General features: G+C 67.1%; 14 protein-coding genes. 11 read left to right on the top strand and 3 right to left on the bottom strand.

Annotation, left to right across the window (positions count from 1 at the left end):
• Positions 1-49: 49 nt before the first annotated feature.
• From LY622_RS02540 to LY622_RS02530, 3 genes are read left to right on the top strand one after another with little or no spacing between them, the layout of a single operon-like run.
• Positions 50-1,474, top strand: coding sequence for an enoyl-CoA hydratase/isomerase family protein (locus LY622_RS02540; protein ID WP_234289449.1), 1,425 nt, complete (start codon positions 50-52; stop codon positions 1,472-1,474).
• The gene (locus LY622_RS02535) at positions 1,474-2,667 is read left to right on the top strand and encodes an acyl-CoA dehydrogenase family protein (RefSeq protein WP_234289448.1); all 1,194 of its coding nucleotides are present in this window, start codon (positions 1,474-1,476) and stop codon (positions 2,665-2,667) included. Before LY622_RS02540 ends, LY622_RS02535 begins: the two co-directional genes overlap by 1 nt.
• A gap of 9 nt (positions 2,668-2,676) precedes the next feature.
• Positions 2,677-3,780, top strand: a complete 1,104-nt coding sequence (locus tag LY622_RS02530; RefSeq protein WP_234289447.1) for an acyl-CoA dehydrogenase family protein — start codon at positions 2,677-2,679, stop codon at positions 3,778-3,780.
• A 34-nt stretch (positions 3,781-3,814) separates the two neighbouring features.
• On the opposite strand, the gene LY622_RS02525 is transcribed toward LY622_RS02530, so the two are convergent.
• Genes LY622_RS02525 through LY622_RS02515 form a run of 3 tightly spaced genes read right to left on the bottom strand, consistent with a single transcriptional unit; the run spans position 3,815 to position 7,976 of the window.
• Positions 3,815-5,203, bottom strand: a complete 1,389-nt coding sequence (locus LY622_RS02525) for a hypothetical protein (protein WP_234289446.1) — start codon at positions 5,201-5,203, stop codon at positions 3,815-3,817.
• Positions 5,200-6,825: a class I adenylate-forming enzyme family protein gene (locus tag LY622_RS02520; protein ID WP_234289445.1), complete on the bottom strand. Its 1,626-nt coding sequence runs from the start codon at positions 6,823-6,825 to the stop codon at positions 5,200-5,202. Before LY622_RS02520 ends, LY622_RS02525 begins: the two co-directional genes overlap by 4 nt.
• Entirely contained in the window at positions 6,825-7,976 is a 1,152-nt protein-coding gene (locus LY622_RS02515; RefSeq protein WP_234289444.1) for an acyl-CoA dehydrogenase family protein, read from the bottom strand. The genes LY622_RS02520 and LY622_RS02515 overlap by 1 nt, the downstream gene beginning before the upstream one ends.
• A 202-nt stretch (positions 7,977-8,178) precedes the next feature.
• Between LY622_RS02515 and LY622_RS02510 the strand changes: the two genes are divergently transcribed.
• From LY622_RS02510 to csiR, 8 genes are all read left to right on the top strand, one after another.
• Positions 8,179-9,729, top strand: a complete 1,551-nt coding sequence (locus LY622_RS02510; RefSeq protein WP_234289443.1) for a 3-hydroxyacyl-CoA dehydrogenase — start codon at positions 8,179-8,181, stop codon at positions 9,727-9,729.
• Positions 9,730-9,751: 22 nt separating this feature from the next.
• Positions 9,752-10,960, top strand: a complete 1,209-nt coding sequence (locus LY622_RS02505; protein ID WP_234289442.1) for a 3-oxoadipyl-CoA thiolase — start codon at positions 9,752-9,754, stop codon at positions 10,958-10,960.
• A 98-nt stretch (positions 10,961-11,058) separates the two neighbouring features.
• Entirely contained in the window at positions 11,059-11,868 is an 810-nt protein-coding gene (locus LY622_RS02500; protein ID WP_234289441.1) for an IclR family transcriptional regulator, read from the top strand.
• A gap of 153 nt (positions 11,869-12,021) precedes the next feature.
• A complete protein-coding gene (locus LY622_RS02495) occupies positions 12,022-13,158 on the top strand; it encodes an MlaE family ABC transporter permease (RefSeq protein WP_234289440.1) in 1,137 nt (378 codons plus the stop codon).
• Positions 13,155-13,946: an ABC transporter ATP-binding protein gene (locus LY622_RS02490; RefSeq protein ID WP_369413713.1), complete on the top strand. Its 792-nt coding sequence runs from the start codon at positions 13,155-13,157 to the stop codon at positions 13,944-13,946. The genes LY622_RS02495 and LY622_RS02490 overlap by 4 nt, the downstream gene beginning before the upstream one ends.
• Positions 13,946-14,887, top strand: a complete 942-nt coding sequence (locus tag LY622_RS02485) for an MlaD family protein (RefSeq protein WP_234289439.1) — start codon at positions 13,946-13,948, stop codon at positions 14,885-14,887. Before LY622_RS02490 ends, LY622_RS02485 begins: the two co-directional genes overlap by 1 nt.
• 14 nt (positions 14,888-14,901) lie before the next feature.
• A complete protein-coding gene (locus tag LY622_RS02480; protein WP_234289438.1) occupies positions 14,902-15,531 on the top strand; it encodes an ABC-type transport auxiliary lipoprotein family protein in 630 nt (209 codons plus the stop codon).
• 124 nt (positions 15,532-15,655) lie between these two features.
• The gene (csiR, locus tag LY622_RS02475; protein ID WP_234282895.1) at positions 15,656-16,342 is read left to right on the top strand and encodes a DNA-binding transcriptional regulator CsiR; all 687 of its coding nucleotides are present in this window, start codon (positions 15,656-15,658) and stop codon (positions 16,340-16,342) included.
• Positions 16,343-16,372 lie beyond the last annotated feature (30 nt).

Below are 16,372 nucleotides of genomic sequence, written 5' to 3'. Positions count from 1 at the left end.
GTTTGCATGACTCGTTCTCCTCCACTCCAGATACTGGGAGCTCCACCCCATGACGACTCCGGTCACATACCAGCGCCATGACGATATCGGCGTGATCGTCATCGACAACCCGCCGGTCAACGCCCTGGGCCAGGCCGTACGCCAAGGCCTGGTGGAGGCCATTGCACAGGGCAACGAAGACCCCGAAGCTCGCGTCCTGGTGCTGGTCGCTCGCGGCAGGACCTTCATCGCCGGTGCCGATATTCGCGAGTTCGGCAAGCCGCCCCAGGCGCCGATCCTGCCGGACGTGATCAGGCATCAGGAGGCCAGCGCCAAGCCCATCGTCGCCGTCCTGCACGGCACGGCCCTCGGTGGCGGGCTCGAAGTCGCTCTGGGCTGCCAGCTTCGGGTCGCCCTGCCCGGCACCCGGGTGGGTCTGCCCGAGGTCAAGCTCGGGCTGCTGCCGGGCGCCGGTGGCACCCAGCGGCTGCCACGCCTGGCCGGCATCGCGGCGGCGCTCGACCTGATCACCAGCGGACGTTTCGCAGCCGCGGACGAGGCGCTAGAACTCGGTATCGTCGATGCCTTGGCGGACACCAACGACCCTCTCGAAGCCGGCCTGGCAGCGGCGCGAGACGTGCTGGCCGGCAAGCGCTCGCCGCGGGTAACCGGCGAGCTGCCACCCCCCGCGGCCGATCCAGTGGCCATCGAGCGTTATCGTGCCAGGCTCGAACAAGAGGTACCCGAGCTTTATTCACCGTTCCGCTGCATCGAGGCGATCGCCGCCAGCAGCGAAGGCAGCCTGGCCGAGGGCCTGCGCCGGGAGCGCGAACTGTTCCTCGCCTGCATGGATTCGCCCCAGCGCGCCGGGCTGATCCACGCCTTCTTTGCCGCTCGCGCGCCGCACAAGGTGCCCGACGCCAGCGATGCACCGGCCCTGACACGACTCGCCTTGCTCGGCGAGCATCCACTGTTCGCGCAGCTCAAGGGCAAGGCCGAGCGCGCCGGCATCGATCTAAGCGACAATCCCGACGCCAATGCCCAGGCCTGCCTGGCCGCTCCGGGCAGCGCCACGCCCTGCCCCGCGCCCTGCCTGCACATCGCACTGCTATCCCCGGCCGAAGCCGAAGCCCTTGACGCCATCGACGCTGACCTGGCGTTGGTCGTTCCTGAAGAGGGCAACATGGCGGAGCTGGTCACCCTGCGTGCCGACGCCGGGCAGCAGCAAGCCGTGGCCAATGCACTCAAGGCGCTGCGCCTTGCCATCGTGGCAAGCCGCCAGGGCAGCCTGCTGGCGACGCTGGCAAAGGCCGCGCACGGCGATGCCGCCAACCCCCAGGCGGCCATGGAAGCGGCCAGCCTGATGCTGGCGGAGCGTGGCTGGGCCTATCGCGATAGCGATATCGACCTGCTCGCCATCGAGGACCTGGGCTATCCGCGCCACCTGGGCGGCCCCCACCGACAGGCCTGCCACACCGCCGGAGGAGACGCCTGATGAACCTCGAATTCACCGCCGAGGAGCAGGCGTTTCGCCGGGAAGTGCGCGACTTCCTGGCTACCGGTTTGCCCGACGACATCCGGGAGCGCGTCCGCCTGGGGCGGCGCCTCTCCGCCGACGATCACCTGCGCTGGCAGGATAGTCTCAGTGTACGCGGCTGGCTTGGCGTCAACTGGCCGCAAGAGCATGGCGGCCCGGGCTGGGGCCCGGTGGAACGGCACATCTTCGAAGAGGAGTGTGCCGCGGCCCACGCCCCGACCATCGTGCCCTTCGGCGTCAGCATGGTCGCCCCGGTGATCATGAAGTTCGGCAGCGAGACGCAGAAACGCCACTATGTGCCGCGCATCCTCTCCAACCAGGATTGGTGGTGCCAGGGCTACTCCGAACCCGGCGCCGGCTCAGACCTGGCCAGCCTGCGCACTCGCGCCGTGCGTGACGGCGATGAGTATGTCGTCACCGGCCAGAAGAGCTGGACCACCCTGGGCCAGCACGCCAACATGATGTTCTGCCTGGTACGCACCGATCCCGAGGCCAAGAAGCAGGCCGGTATCAGCTTCCTGTTGATCGACATGGAAACTCCCGGCATCAGCGTTCGCCCGATCATTACCCTCGATGGCGCCCATGAGGTCAACGAGGTGTTCCTCGATGAGGTGCGCGTCCCGGTCGCCAACCGTATAGGGGAAGAGGGCCAGGGCTGGACCTGCGCCAAGTTCCTGCTTACCCATGAGCGCACCGGCATCGCCGGGCTTGGCCACGCCAAGCAGGCCCTGCGCCACCTCAAGTCGGTGGCCTTGGAGATCCAGCATCGCGGCCGCCCGCTGCTCGAGCAGCCACACTTTCGTCAGCGCGTGGTCAAGGCGGAGATCGAACTGATGGCACTGGAGGTCACCCACCTTCGCGTGCTCGCCGCCGCCCGCGACGGCGGGGCGCCGGGTGCCGAAAGCTCGCTGCTCAAGGTCCGCGGTTCGGAGCTGCGCCAGGAGCTCAGTGAGCTGACCCGGCGCGCCCTGGGCCCTCAGGCGCTGCCCTTCTTCCCCGACCATCTCTACGGCGACCAGGAGCTGGAGCGCGAAGAAGCCGAGCATGCCGCCCTGGGCGCGCAGTATTTCAATCGACGCAAGCTCTCGATCTACGGCGGCAGCAACGAGATCCAGAAGAGCATCGTCGCCAAGACCCTACTCGGCATGTAAGGAACTGACATGAACTTCGCATACAGCGACGAGCAGCGCATGCTCGCCGATACCCTGGAGCGCCTGGTCGCCGACCAGGCGCCAACCGAGACTGACGCCCTGCACGGGGAGCCCTCTCCCCTGTGGGGCACCTTCGCCGAACTGGGGCTGCTGCAACTACCGTTTACCGAGGAGGCCGGTGGCCTGGGCGGTGACGGCATCGACGTGATGATCGTGATGCAGGCGCTTGGCCGTGGCCTGGTGCGCGAGCCCTACCTGGCCGGCCTGCTGCTGCCAGGCACCCTGCTGGCCCGGCTGGCTGATGCGCCCCAGCGTGAGCGCTGGCTGGCCCCGTTGCTGGAAGGCGAGCTGCGACTGGCCCTGGCCTGGCAGGAGACCGCCGCCCGCTACGATGCCCACGCCATCGCCACGTGCGCCCGCCGACAGGCGGACGGCTGGATCATCGAGGGTGCCAAGCAGGTCGTGATAGCGGCCCCTTCGGCCACGGCACTGCTGGTTAGCGCCCGGGTCGACGACGGCACGCTCGGCGTCTTCCTGGTGCCTGCCGACAGCCCGGGACTCGAGCGACGCGACTATCCGACACTGGACGACCAGATCGCCAGCGACGTGCAACTGAAGGGCGTGGCCCTACCCCACGACGCCCGCCTTGGTGAAGACGCCGCCGAAGCCCTGGCGGAGGTATTGGCGTTGGGGCGCGCCGCGCTCTGCGCCGAAGCGGTGGGCGCCATGGAGGCCGCCTGCGACCAGACGCTGGCCTACCTCAAGGAGCGCCGGCAGTTCGGCACCCCGCTGGCAAGCTTCCAGGTGCTGCAGCATCGCATGGTCGACATGCACCTGAACCTGGAGCAGGCTCGGTCCATGGCGATCCTCGCCGCCGCCAGCCTCGAGCGCCCCAGTGACGAGCGCGACTACCGCGTTGCCGCAGCCAAGGCCTACTGCGGGGAAGCGGCCCGCTTCGTCGCCGAGCAGGCCATCCAGCTCCACGGCGCCATGGGCATGACCGAAGAGTGTCGAATCTCCCACTACGCCAGACACCTGGTGATGTTCGATCACCATCTGGGTGACGTCGACCATCACCTGGAGTTCGTCAGCGAGGGGCTAAGCGCCGCCTGAGCTTCGGAAACAGCTCGGCAACACCTCAGCCAGGTCACCAGGAGACGAACAGGAACCAGCCGGAGAGCAGCGGAATCGCGGCGACAAGGAAGCGTGCGTTCCAGCGGTAGCCAATGCGGGTCGACGCCACGCCGGTGAAACGCGACAGGATCAGCATCGATGCGGTCATCGGCGAGGACATCAGCGCCAGCGCCCAGCCCACCATCAGCGAGGCGCCGACCAGCGCCGGGGTCAACCCCTCGATGGGCAGCGAGGGCAGCAGGCCGACGAGCAGGGTCACGGTCACGATGGGATTGACCCCGACCTGAGCCAGCCCCACCACTGCCAGCATTGCCAGCACCGCATTGCCCGCTCCCAGCGGCTCGATGACGACCAGCAGCGGTCCCAGGCTATCCACCGGCACCAGCGCCACGCAGAGGTGGCCGAGGTATCCCGCCGCCCCAAGCACCACCACTTCATTGCCGATGGGCGCCACAAGCCACGGCAGCTGTCGCCGCAGGCTGGCCAGCGCCGCCGGCACACCCAGCAGGCCGAGCCGACGCCGCTGCCAGGCAAGCCAACCAAGCGCACCCAGCGGCGCCCCGACCAGGGCAGCGATGGGCAGCCGCACCTCGAGCACCCAGGAGAGCAGGAACACCAGCGAGACGATACTCAGCAGCAGCAGGCAGAACTGTCCCAGGGGTGCCAGCGAAGGCGCCGGGTGCCTGGCGCCACCGGCGGCTGGATGCGGGCCTGTCAGGTGGTCTACGGCCCAGCCCACCAGGAAGATGAGCAGCGCCGCGCCGATCACGTAGGGCGCCAGGTCGATCCAGCGCAGCTCGTGCAGGTTCGAGAGTACGACCGCCACCCCGATCCCCATGGGGGAAATCAGCGGCGCCAATGAAAAGCCCCGCAGCAGCGCGAGCATCATCCGCCGCTGGCGCGCCTGCCGTACCCAGGCACGCCCCTGGGCCGCCGCCAGGGTGTTGCTCTTCTCGATCATGCCGGCAAAGAGGTTGAGCACGCCGATGTTGAGGATGATGCCGAACAGCGCGGAACCGGCGGAAAGAATGGGATAGCGGCGCCCGGGTGGCTGCAGCAGCATTGCCTCGCCGCAGCGGCGCACCAGCCGCGACCGGTAGGCCGGCAGGCGCAACAGACTGAGCGCGACGACGAAGGTGGCGAAGAAGGCGAAGCGCCCGGCCGCCTCGAACAGCAGCCGGCCGGGCGCCTCGGCACGCCATAGCGCCATCAGGGTCAAGATGCCGGCTGCGAGCAGCAACCCCCGCGCCATGGGCGAGAGGCTGCCACGCAGCGTGGCCAGATAGCCAGCCAGGGCCAAGACGCCGATAGCCTGAAGGGTCGTGCTGACGAAGACGAGGTGACACAGGGTGGCCAGCGTGACGACGACCAGCAGGCCGGCGCGCAGACGCGCCGGCCTCACTCGGGAGGGTCCTCCCTTCCGGCCATGTCACGCAAGCGTCCCTTGAGGATCTTGCCACTGGCGGTGGCCGGCAAGGCATCCAGCAGGATCAGGCGAGTCGGCCGCTTGTAGGGCGCCAGCCGCGGGCCGATGAAGTCGCGCAGCTCGGCCTCGCTGAGCATGGCGCCGGGCTCGCACTGGACGAAGGCGACCACCTCCTCGTTGCCTTCGACCGGGAGCCCGACCACCGCCGACAGGGTCACGTCAGGGTGTTCGTTGATCACCGCCTCCACGTCGGGCGGGTAGATGTTGAAACCGGAGCGAATGATCAGCTCCTTGCTGCGACCGACGATGTAGAGCTGGTCGTCCTCGTCGAAGCGGGCGATGTCGCCGGTATTGAGCCAGCCGTCGTCGGTGAGGCACGCACGCGTGGCAGCGGGCTGGCGAAAATAGCCCTTCATCACATTGGGGCCGCGCACCCATAGCTCGCCTGCGCCTGCGTGATCGGGCTCATCCTCGCCGCCCTCGCCCAGCGGCTCCAGGCGATACTCCAGCAGCGGCAGCACCCGGCCCACGGTATTGTTGCCGAAGCGATCGTCGATGCGGGTCTGGCTGATGGTCGGGCTCGCTTCGGTGAGGCCGTAGCCGTTGTGCAGCGTCAAGCCAAACAGTGCCTGGACCCGCCCCTTGAGGTCGCCATCAAGCGGGGAGCCGCCGGCGGAGATGTAGCGTAAGGCCGGCGCCTCCAGCGGCCGCCCTTCGCGACGCAGAAACTCCAGCGTACGCGCGAACATGGCCGGTACGCCCTGCAGTACGGTGATGCGCTCATGCACCAGTGCCGCCAGCATGGACGCGGCATCGAAGCGTGGCACGGTATAGAGACAGGCGCCGTTGTAGAGCGACCCCATGCAGACCGATGAAAGACCGAACACGTGGGACATCGGCAGCACGCCATAGACGCGCTCGCCCTGGCTGAGGTGACGCATGCCCCCCGAGAGCGTGGCAATGAACAGGATGCCCCGGTGGGTCAGCATCACCCCCTTGGGCGTGCCGGTGGTGCCCGAGGTGTAGATCATCGCCGCGACCTGGTCGGCACCGCCGGCTGCGACAGGCTCCGGCTCGACATCGGCCTGGGGCGTGCGCATCAGCCGACCCAGGCTGGGGTGTTCACAGGCCTCGGCGCCATGCCGAACGCCGTGGGCCTCGGCTTCCGGCGAGGCCTCGCTGGTGTAGAACACCCGGCGCGGCTGGCAGTTGTCGCGGATCGCGTCGATTTCCTGGCCCGAGAGGCGCGAATTGACGATGGCCACCCAGACATCCCGCTCGCTGGCCGCCAGCAGCAGCACCACCAGCGCCCGGCAGTTCTCGCTCACCGTCATGATGCGATCGCCCGGTCGAACGCCCAGCGAATCGAGCCACTCGGCGGCGGCTCGAATCTCGCGGCCCAGCTCGGCGTAGCTCCAGCGCACCTCGCCGTCGACCAGCGCCGGCTCATCGGCAAGCCGCTCGGCGTTTTCCAATACCCGAGTACTCAGGCGCTCGGGCAGCTCGGCCACCAGGTCGCTTGCCAGGCGGCCGAAGATCGCCTCGTCGGGTGCCCGGCGGGATACCGAGAGAGCCTTCGGCTCACGTCGGAGAGCCATCAGCTCGCCTCCCGCACCATGTTGCGCGCGATCACCACTTGCTGAATCTGGGTCGTGCCCTCGTAGATGCGGAACAGGCGCACGTCGCGGTAGAAGCGCTCCACCGCATACTCGGCCATGTAGCCGGCACCGCCGTGGACCTGCACCGCCCGGTCGGCGACGCGCCCCACCATCTCGGCGCAGAACAGCTTGCAGCAGGACGCCAGCGTCGACACCTTCTCACCGGCATCCTTGCGTCGCGCGGCGTCGAGCACCATGCTGCGACCGGCATAGGCTTCTGTCTTGCTGTCGGCGAGCATCGCCTGAATCAGCTGGTGCTCGGCCAGCGGCACGCCAAACTGCTTGCGTTCGATAGCGTAATTGAGCGACTCCTCGACAAGACGCTCGGCCACGCCCACGCACACCGCCGAGATATGCAGCCGGCCGCGATCGAGCACCTTCATGGCGGTCTTGAAGCCCTTGCCCTCCTCGCCACCGATGATGTTCTCGGCCGGCACCCGGCAATCCTCGAAGATGATATCGCAGGTGTGGGCCCCCTTCTGGCCCATCTTCTTGTCCGACGGCCCGCGCTTGAGACCCGGCGCGTCGCCATCGACGATGAAGGCGGTGATTCCGCCCGCGCCCTTGTTGGCGGGATCGGTGCGCGCCATCACGGTGAAGACGTCGGCTTCGGGGCCGTTGGTGATGTAGCGCTTGGTGCCGTTGAGCACATAGTGATCGCCGTCACGCACCGCCGTGGTGCGCAGGCTGGCGGCGTCGGAGCCGGAGTCCGGCTCGGTCAGGCAGAAGGAACTGAGCAGTTCACCGGTGGCCAGGCGAGGCACGTATTTCGCCTTCTGCTCCGGTGTGCCATCGATCAGGATGCCCTGGGCGCCGATGCCGTTATTGGTGCCGAATACCGAGCGGAAGGCCGGCGAGGTCTTGCCGATCTCCATCGCCACCAGCGCCTCCTCCTCCATGGTCAGGCCCAGGCCGCCGTACTCCTCCGGGATCGACAGGCCGAACAGCCCCATCTCCTTCATCTCCTCGAGCAGCTCGGGCGGCACGGCATCGTCTTCTGCCAGCCGCGCCTCATTGGGTATCAGGCGCTCGCGTACGAAGCGGGAAATGGTATCGATCAGCTGATCGAGCAGTTCGGTATCGCGAATCATGACATGTCCTCATAAGGAAGAAGGCGGCTGGTCTGGACGAGATACCTTGAATTCGTCAGGCTCATCTGTCCTTATTTCGCTAAGCAGAATCAAAGACCGCACTTGGTTGTCAGGCACTCTTGCATAGCCTAGGATGGCAGTCAATAAACGAAATAGTATTCCGCAAAGCGAAACAACAAACACGATTCGAGAGGACGATGCCATGTCGAAAGGAATGTCCAAGGAGATACCGAAAGCGGACACACCGCCCCCTCCCTACCGGACGCTGGGCATCGTCGGTACCGGCGCCATGGGCCGCGGCATCGCCCAGATCGCCGCCCAGGCCGGACTGACCGTGTACCTGCATGACCTGCGCGACGGCGCCATCGACGAGGCGCGTGAGTTCATCGGGGGCCTGTGGGATCGAGGTGTACAGAAGCAGCGCTTGAGCGAAACCGACGCCGAACGCTTTCGCGCCAGCCTAAAGGAAGCCGCGAGCCTTGCCGACCTGGCCGGGTGCGATATCGTCGTCGAAGCCATCGTCGAGCAGCTCGAGGCAAAACAGACCCTGTTCCAGCAGCTCGAGGAGATCCTCGACGACCGGGCGGTGCTGGCCACCAATACCTCATCGCTCTCGGTGACCGCCATTGCCTCGGCCTGCCGCCGACCTCAGCGCGTCATCGGCTTCCACTTCTTCAACCCCGTGCCGCTGATGAAGATCGTCGAGGTGATCCCTGGGCTGCGCACGGCAGACGACGTGACCGAGAGGGTCGAAGCGCTGGGCAAGGCCATGGGACATTTCACCGCGCGAGCCACTGACACGCCGGGCTTCCTGGTCAACCACGCCGGGCGCGCCTTCGGCACCGAGGCGCTGCGCATCCTCGGCGAGAGCGTGACCGATCATGCCACCATCGATCGCATCCTGGTCGACCAGGGTGGCTTTCGCATGGGTCCCTTCACCCTGCTCGACCTGACCGGTCTGGATGTCTCCCATGCGGTAATGGAGTCGATCTACCATCAGTACTATGAGGAGCCGCGCTTCCGTCCCTCGCCGCTGACACGCCAGCGGCTGACCGCCGGCCTGCTGGGTCGCAAGAGCGGCGAGGGCTTCTACCGCTACGTCGACGGCAGGCCGGAGGTCCCCGATGAGCCGCCACTGCCCGATGCCTCACCGCGCCCGGTATGGATCGGCGCCGAGGCTGATGAGGCTCATGCACAGCTCGCCGAACTGGTACACGGTGCGGGCTGGACGCTGGAGAGCGGCCCTGAGCCATCGCCGGAAGCGCTCTGCCTGGTGGCACCGCTGGGCGAAGATGCCACCGGCTGCGCCCTGCGCCTGGGCCTGCCGGCGGAACGCTGCGTGGCCGTGGACCTGCTGGCCGGCCTAAACAAGCGCCGCAGCCTGATGACCACCCCGGCCACTCTTGCCGATTACCGCAACGCCGCCATGGCCCTGCTCGGCCACGACGGCACACCGGTCAGCGCCTTCAACGACAGCAACGGTTTCGTGCTGCAGCGGGTGGTGGCCTGCATCGTCAACGTGGGCAGCGAGATCGCCCAGCAGGGCGTGGCCGAGCCGGATACCATCGACCGCGCCGTGGAGCTCGGGCTGGGCTATCCCCGCGGCCCCCTGGCCATGGGCGACCACTACGGCAGCCGCCGGATACTCGCCATTCTCGACAACCTGCTCGCAGCCACCGGCGACCCCCGCTACCGGGCCAGCCCATGGTTGCGCCGCCGCGCCACCCTGGGGCTACCGCTGACCACCCCTTGAGCACCAATCGGAGACGATTTCCATGCAAGACGCCTATATCTACGACGGGCTGCGGACCCCCTTCGGCCGCCACGGTGGCGGACTCGCCGGCATGCGACCCGACGACCTGCTGGGGCACGTTCTCAAGGCCCTGGTGGCACGCAACGACTTCACCCCGGCGTCCTATGAGGAGGTGCTGGCAGGCTGCACCAACCAGGCGGGCGAGGATTCCCGCAACGTGGCGCGCCATGCGGGCCTGCTGGCCGGCCTGCCCGTCGAGGTGGCGGCCCAGACGGTCAACCGCTTGTGCGGTAGCGGCCTGGCGGCCATGGTCGACGCAGCGCGGGCCACTCGCCTCGGCGAAGGCGAGCTCTTCCTGGCCGGTGGCGTGGAGTCGATGTCCCGCGCGCCCTATGTGCTTGGCAAGGCCGAGTCGGCCTTCGCCCGCAACCAGCCGCTGTACGACACAGTAATCGGTTCGCGCTTCCCCAATCCCTGGATCGCCCGCGAGTTCGGCAGCCATAGCATGCCCGAGACCGCCGACAACGTGGCCCGCGACCTCGACATCGGCCGTGACGCGAGCGACGCCTTCGCCGCCCGCTCCCAGGCACGCTACGCAGAGGCGCTCGCCCGCGGCTTCTACGATGACGAGCTGCTCGCCGTCGAGGTGCCTCAGGGCCGCAAGCAGCCCCCGCTAGTGGTCGACAGGGACGAGCACCCGCGCCCGGGTACCGACGCCGACAAGCTGAGCAGGCTGGGTCCGCTGTTCGACGGCGGCGTGGTCACCGCCGGCAACGCCTCCGGGCTCAACGACGGCGCCGCCGCGCTGATTGTCGGCAGCCGGGCCGCCGGCGAGCGCGCGGGAGTCGCCCCGCGGGCGCGGATCGTCGCCAGCGCCCTGGCCGGGGTACCGCCCCGGGTCATGGGGCTCGGTCCGGTACCGGCGAGCCGCAAGGCACTGGAACGGGCCGGACTGACCCTCGAACAGGTGGACGTGATAGAGATCAACGAGGCGTTCGCCGTTCAGGTGCTGGGCTGCGTCAAGCAGCTCGGCCTCGACCCCGACGACAGCCGCCTGAATGCCAACGGCGGCGCCATCGCCATCGGCCACCCTCTCGGCGCCTCCGGCGCCCGCCTGGCGCTGACCGCGCTGCGCCAACTGGAGGCCACACGGGGGCGGTATGCGCTCGTCACCATGTGCATCGGCGTCGGCCAGGGCATCGCGACCCTTATCGAGCGCCTCGATGCCTGAGGCCGCCATGGCAACGCCCCGGGCCTGTCGTCGTCGACGGACCGTTCCCGGGGCAATATGCGATACTCCGCGCAACCATCTCGCCACAGGGAACTCCCATGAACAAGCCAGCCCCTCTGGATGATGACCAGGCCGCTCCGGCCAAGGACCGCAACTTCGTCACCGCCCTGGCTCGCGGCCTCGAACTGCTGCGTGCCTTCGGCGCCGGCGAGGAGTACCTGGGCAATGCCGAACTCTCCAGCCGCACCGGCATTCCGCGCCCCACGGTCTCGCGCCTGACCTATACGCTGACGCAGCTCGGCTACCTGAAGCACAACACCCGGCTGGAGAAGTACCGGCTCGGGCCTGGCATCCTCGCCCTGGGATACCGTTTCCTGGCCAACCAGGGCATTCGCGAGATCGCCCGCCCCTTCATGCAGCAGCTGGCCGAAGCCACCGACTGCAATGTCAGCCTGGGGGCCGCCGACAAGACCTCGATGATGTACATCGAAAGCTGCCACGGCAGCGGCCCCCTGATCATGCGCCTCGATGTGGGTTCGCGACTGCCCATGGCGACGACGGCGATCGGTCGTGCCTGGCTATGCGGCCTGCCCGCTGCCCGCCGCGACGCCGTGATGACCGAACTCGCCGAGGCACATGGCAGCGAATGGCCGGCACTGGAGGCCGGCATCAAGCGTAGCCAGGAGGATTACGAGCGCTACGGTTTCTGCCTCTCGGAAGGTGACTGGCAGTCGCAGATCAGCGCCGTGGCCACACCGCTGATCCTCGAGGACGGCGCCGAAGTCATGGCGGTCAACTGCGGTGGCGCCTCGCATCGCCTCAGCCATCAGGTCCTGGTCGAGAACCTGGGGCCACGACTGAAGAGCCTGGCGACGCAGATTCTCGGCGAGCTGCAGCACGGCGGCTGACGTCAATCGCCGTTACGCTGTCTCGCCCGTCTCCGGCATCCGTGGCATCTAGGAGCAGTGGCCTGGCGCGCGCTGTCACCCCCCGCTGCATAAGGGTATAGTGATATCTCAGCGCCATTGCAGCCACCTTCAGGGAAAGACAGGCGATACGCGATGCCACAGACCGCTTTATCCCCCGGCAAGCTAGAACGGCAGGCCGGCGGGCTTCGCGCCACCGGTGACTGGACGTTGCCGCACCATCAACGGCTCCGCAAGACGATTGAACAGCAGCGCCCTGGCCATGCCGCGAATACGCAGGATCTGGACCTGAAGGGACTGGGCGAACTGGATACCTCCGGTGCAGTACTGCTGGTCGAGATCATCGGGCCGGAGCGGATGCTCGAGGTAGCGAACTGGGCACCCGAACAGCCGGCCGAACGCCATGCACTGCTGCTGGCTGTCGCCGGCGCCATGCAACATTCCGACCCTATCCCCACTCCTACTCGGTCTCCTGCCGTCGCTGCCCTGGGGGAGATCGGCCGAATCATGGAAAATTTGGGGCGGCAGCAGCTCCAGCTGCTCGGCTTCATCGGCCTGACCCTGGGCAGCCTGGCGTCGGTGCTGCTGAAGCCCTGGCGCTGGCGTGTCACCGCCCTGGTCGCCCATATCCAGCAGACCGGGCTCAACGCCATCCCCATCGTCGCCCTGCTCACCTTTCTGGTCGGTGCCGTCGTGGCCTTCCTCGGCGCCACGGTACTGCGCGACTTCGGTGCCACCATCTTTACCGTCAACCTGGTGGCCTACGCCTTCCTGCGCGAATTCGGCGTACTGCTTGCCGCCATCATGCTGGCCGGCCGAACGGCCAGCGCCTTCACCGCCCAGATCGGTTCGATGAAGGCCAACGAGGAGATCGATGCCCTGCGCGCCCAGGGACTCAGCCCCATGGAGCTGCTGGTCTTGCCCCGGGTCCTGGCAATGATGATCAGCCTGCCGATACTCACCTTCATCGGCATGCTCAGCGGCATCGCGGGAGGGGCGATGGTCTGTGTCCTGGCGCTGGACATCTCGCTGACCCAGTTCCTCGACATCCTGCAGCGCGACACCCCCCTGCGGCACTTCCTGGTGGGGCTCGGCAAGGCCCCCATCTTCGCCTTCCTGATTGCGGTCATCGGCTGCCTGGAGGGTTTCAAGGCCAGCGGCAGCGCCCAGTCGGTCGGCGAGCACACCACCTCGAGCGTGGTACAGTCTATCTTCATGGTGATCCTGATCGACGCCCTGGCGGCCATGTTCTTCATGGAGATGGGCTGGTGAGCAGATCCGAAGAGGCGGTCATCGAAGTACGCGGCCTGGTCAATCGATTCGGCCCTCACGTGGTCCACGAAGATCTCGACCTCGACATCCGGCGCGGTGAAATCCTCGGTGTCGTCGGCGGTTCGGGGACCGGCAAGTCGGTGCTGCTTCGCAGTATCGTTGGCCTGAAGCACCCCGACGGTGGCAGCATCCGGGTCTTCGGCCAGGACCTGCGACGCCTGCCCGCCGACCAGCGGTCCCGGCTGGAGCGCCGCTTCGGCGTGATGTTCCAGCGTGGCGCCCTGTTCACCTCCCTCAACCTGCAGGAGAACGTGGCCCTGCCCCTGATCGAACATGCGGGCCTGTCTCGCGCCGATGCCGAGCATCTCGCCCGGGTCAAGCTGGCACTGGCGGGGCTGCCGCCGGAGGCGGCTTTGCTGGCTCCTGACGCCCTCTCCGGCGGCATGACGAAGCGGGCGGCCCTGGCGCGGGCCCTGGCGCTGGACCCGGAAGTGCTGTTCCTCGATGAACCCACTGCCGGCCTCGACCCTATCGGAGCAGCGGCCTTCGACCAGTTGCTGATGACCCTTCGCGATGCCCTGGGCTTCAGCGTGTTCCTGGTCACCCACGATCTCGATACGCTGTATACCGCCTGCGACCGGGTTGCGGTGATCGCCAGGAAGCGGGTGCTCGTCGCCGATGATCTGGCGACAGTGGAGGCCACCGACGACGACTGGATACGCGACTACTTTCATGGCCCCAGGGGCCGAGCGGCCAGCCAGGCCGCACAGCGGTTGGAGGATCAGTGATGGAAACGCGAGCACACCACGTCGTGATCGGCCTGTTCACCGTGCTGGCCCTGGCCGGTGGCCTGCTGTTCGTCCTGTGGATGTCACAAACCACCAGCGACCGGGAATATCTTCACTATGAGGTCTTCTTCGATCGTAGCGTCAGCGGCCTGTCGGAAGGCAACGCCGTTGAGTACAGCGGGGTACGGGTTGGCGAGGTCACCGACCTGCGCCTCGACCCGGAAGATCCCCGCAACGTGCTGGCACGCATTCGCGTGGAAAGCCGTGTGCCCATTCGACACGATACCCGTGCCCGGCTGGCGCTGGCCAATATCACCGGCAGCATGTCGATTCAGCTCCATGGCGGCACACCGGAGAGCCCGCTCCTGATCGCCGCTGCCGGCGAAGCCCCGCCCCGCATCGTCGCCGATCCTTCGCCACTGAGTGCCCTGCTCGGTGATGGCGAGGAGATTCTCGGCAACGTCAACCGAGTGCTTGATCGACTCGAAGCGCTGCTGTCGGAGGAGAACACCGATAGCGTTCAGAACATCCTGGCCAACCTGGAGCGAACCACCGCCAGCCTGGCACGCGTCGGCGACGGCCCCAGTCGACTGGTGGCACGCATGGAGGCGCTTTCCGCAGAAGGCGTCGAGGCCCTCGAGGAGCTACGAATGTTCATCGAACGGGCCGGTGGCATGCTCGGCGGCCAGGGCGAGGAGATCATGGATGGCGCCCGCCAGACCACCGCTAGCCTGGCCCGGACCGCCGAGCAGATAGAGGCGCTGCTTGGTGCCAACCAGGGCGCCCTGGAAAGCGGCATTCGGGGCATCGAGGGGCTGGGTCCCGCGACGGTCGAGCTGCGCAACACGCTCAGCACCCTCAACCGGGTCATCCGTCGCCTGGAGGAGAGCCCAGCCGACTTCCTGCTGGGACGTGATGGCGTCGAGGAGTTTACCCCGTGAGGACAAGGCTATCTTTGATCAGGCTGCTATCGTTCGGCGCCCTGGGGCTGCTCTCCGCCTGCACCCTGATGCCGGGAAGCGATCCCGTCAGGCTCTACGACCTGCCCACCCAACCCCTGGAGAGCGCCCACCAGGCCCAGGCACCAGCAGCGGATGCCACCCTGCGCCTGGCCACGCCCAGCGCCGGGGGCCTGCTGGACGGATCACGTATCGTCGTGGTGCCGACCCCCAACCAGCCTCAGGTCTACCAGGGTGCTCGGTGGGCGAATGCCACACCCGTGCTGATACGCAATCGCCTGCTCGATGCCTTCCACGAGGATGGGCGAATCACCCGGCTGATCCATGCCGACACGCCGCTCTCCGCCGACCTGGAGCTCACCAGCGACCTGCGTACATTCCAGAGCGAATACCGTGACGGCCGCCCTGAAGGCGTCATTCGGCTGGATGCACGCCTGATCGATTCCCGCTCACGACAGCTTCAGTCCAGCCGGCGCTTCACACAGCGCCAGGCCGCAGAGAGTGAGGACATTGCCGCAGTGGTCGATGCTCTCGGCCTGGCGGCGGACCGGCTGGCCCAGGAGTTGGTAGACTGGACGGTGGAGCAGATCGCCGAGCGCCAGGCACGACAGCAGCAGAGCCAGTAATATCCACGCCTTGCTGCAATGGAGGATACTTTCTTCAATAAAGGACACTTGGATTGAATGTCCTGCCATTACCGTCTTGGTGCCAATTGGTTATCATGCTCTGCAAAAGCAAGGATGACCGATGATGGACAGCAGCCCACGACAGAACCTTGGCATCAGCGCCTACAGCTGGCTGAAGCACGACATCACCCGCGGCGTCTTCCAGCCTGGCGAAAAGCTGCTGATGAGCCGCCTCAAGGAGCGTTACGACCTGGGCATCGGCCCGCTGCGCGAGGCCTTGTCCCAGCTGGTGGCGGAGCGCCTGGTGGTGGCCATCAGTCAGCGTGGCTACCGGGTCGCGCCGATGTCGCTGGCCGAGCTTGCCGATCTCTACGACGCCCGTGCCCAGCTCGAGGGGCTGATCCTGAAACTGGCCATCGAGCGCGGTGACGACAGCTGGGAGGCCGAGATACTGGCCAAGGCCCATACGCTGTCAAAGGTCATGGAGGTCAATACCCCCGATGAGCTCCTCGATATCTGGGATACCCGCCACCAGGCCTTTCATACCGCCATTGCCAGCGGATGCCGCTCCCCTCACCTGCTGCAGGTCCGCGAGAGCCTGTTCGACCAGGTGGAGCGCTATCGCCATCTCTGGCTGTGCGAGACGGTCTTTTCCGAAGAAGCCCTGGAACGCAAGCGCCGGGAGCATACGGCGCTGGTCGATGTGATCCTGGAGCGCAAGGCCGAGCGTGCCGCCGACATGATGCGCGAGCACCTGATGACTCCGGTACCGATCATTACCGAGGTCATGGTGCGCCGCGGCCTGGCCTGAGAGCCACTTCCTTCGAGAGCCACTTCCTTC

The organism is Halomonas alkalisoli, assembly GCF_021412585.1.
GTDB lineage: Bacteria > Pseudomonadota > Gammaproteobacteria > Pseudomonadales > Halomonadaceae > Halomonas > Halomonas alkalisoli.
The sequence above is the reverse complement of the archived record's forward strand: the minus strand, read 5'-3'. Positions and strand labels throughout refer to the sequence as shown.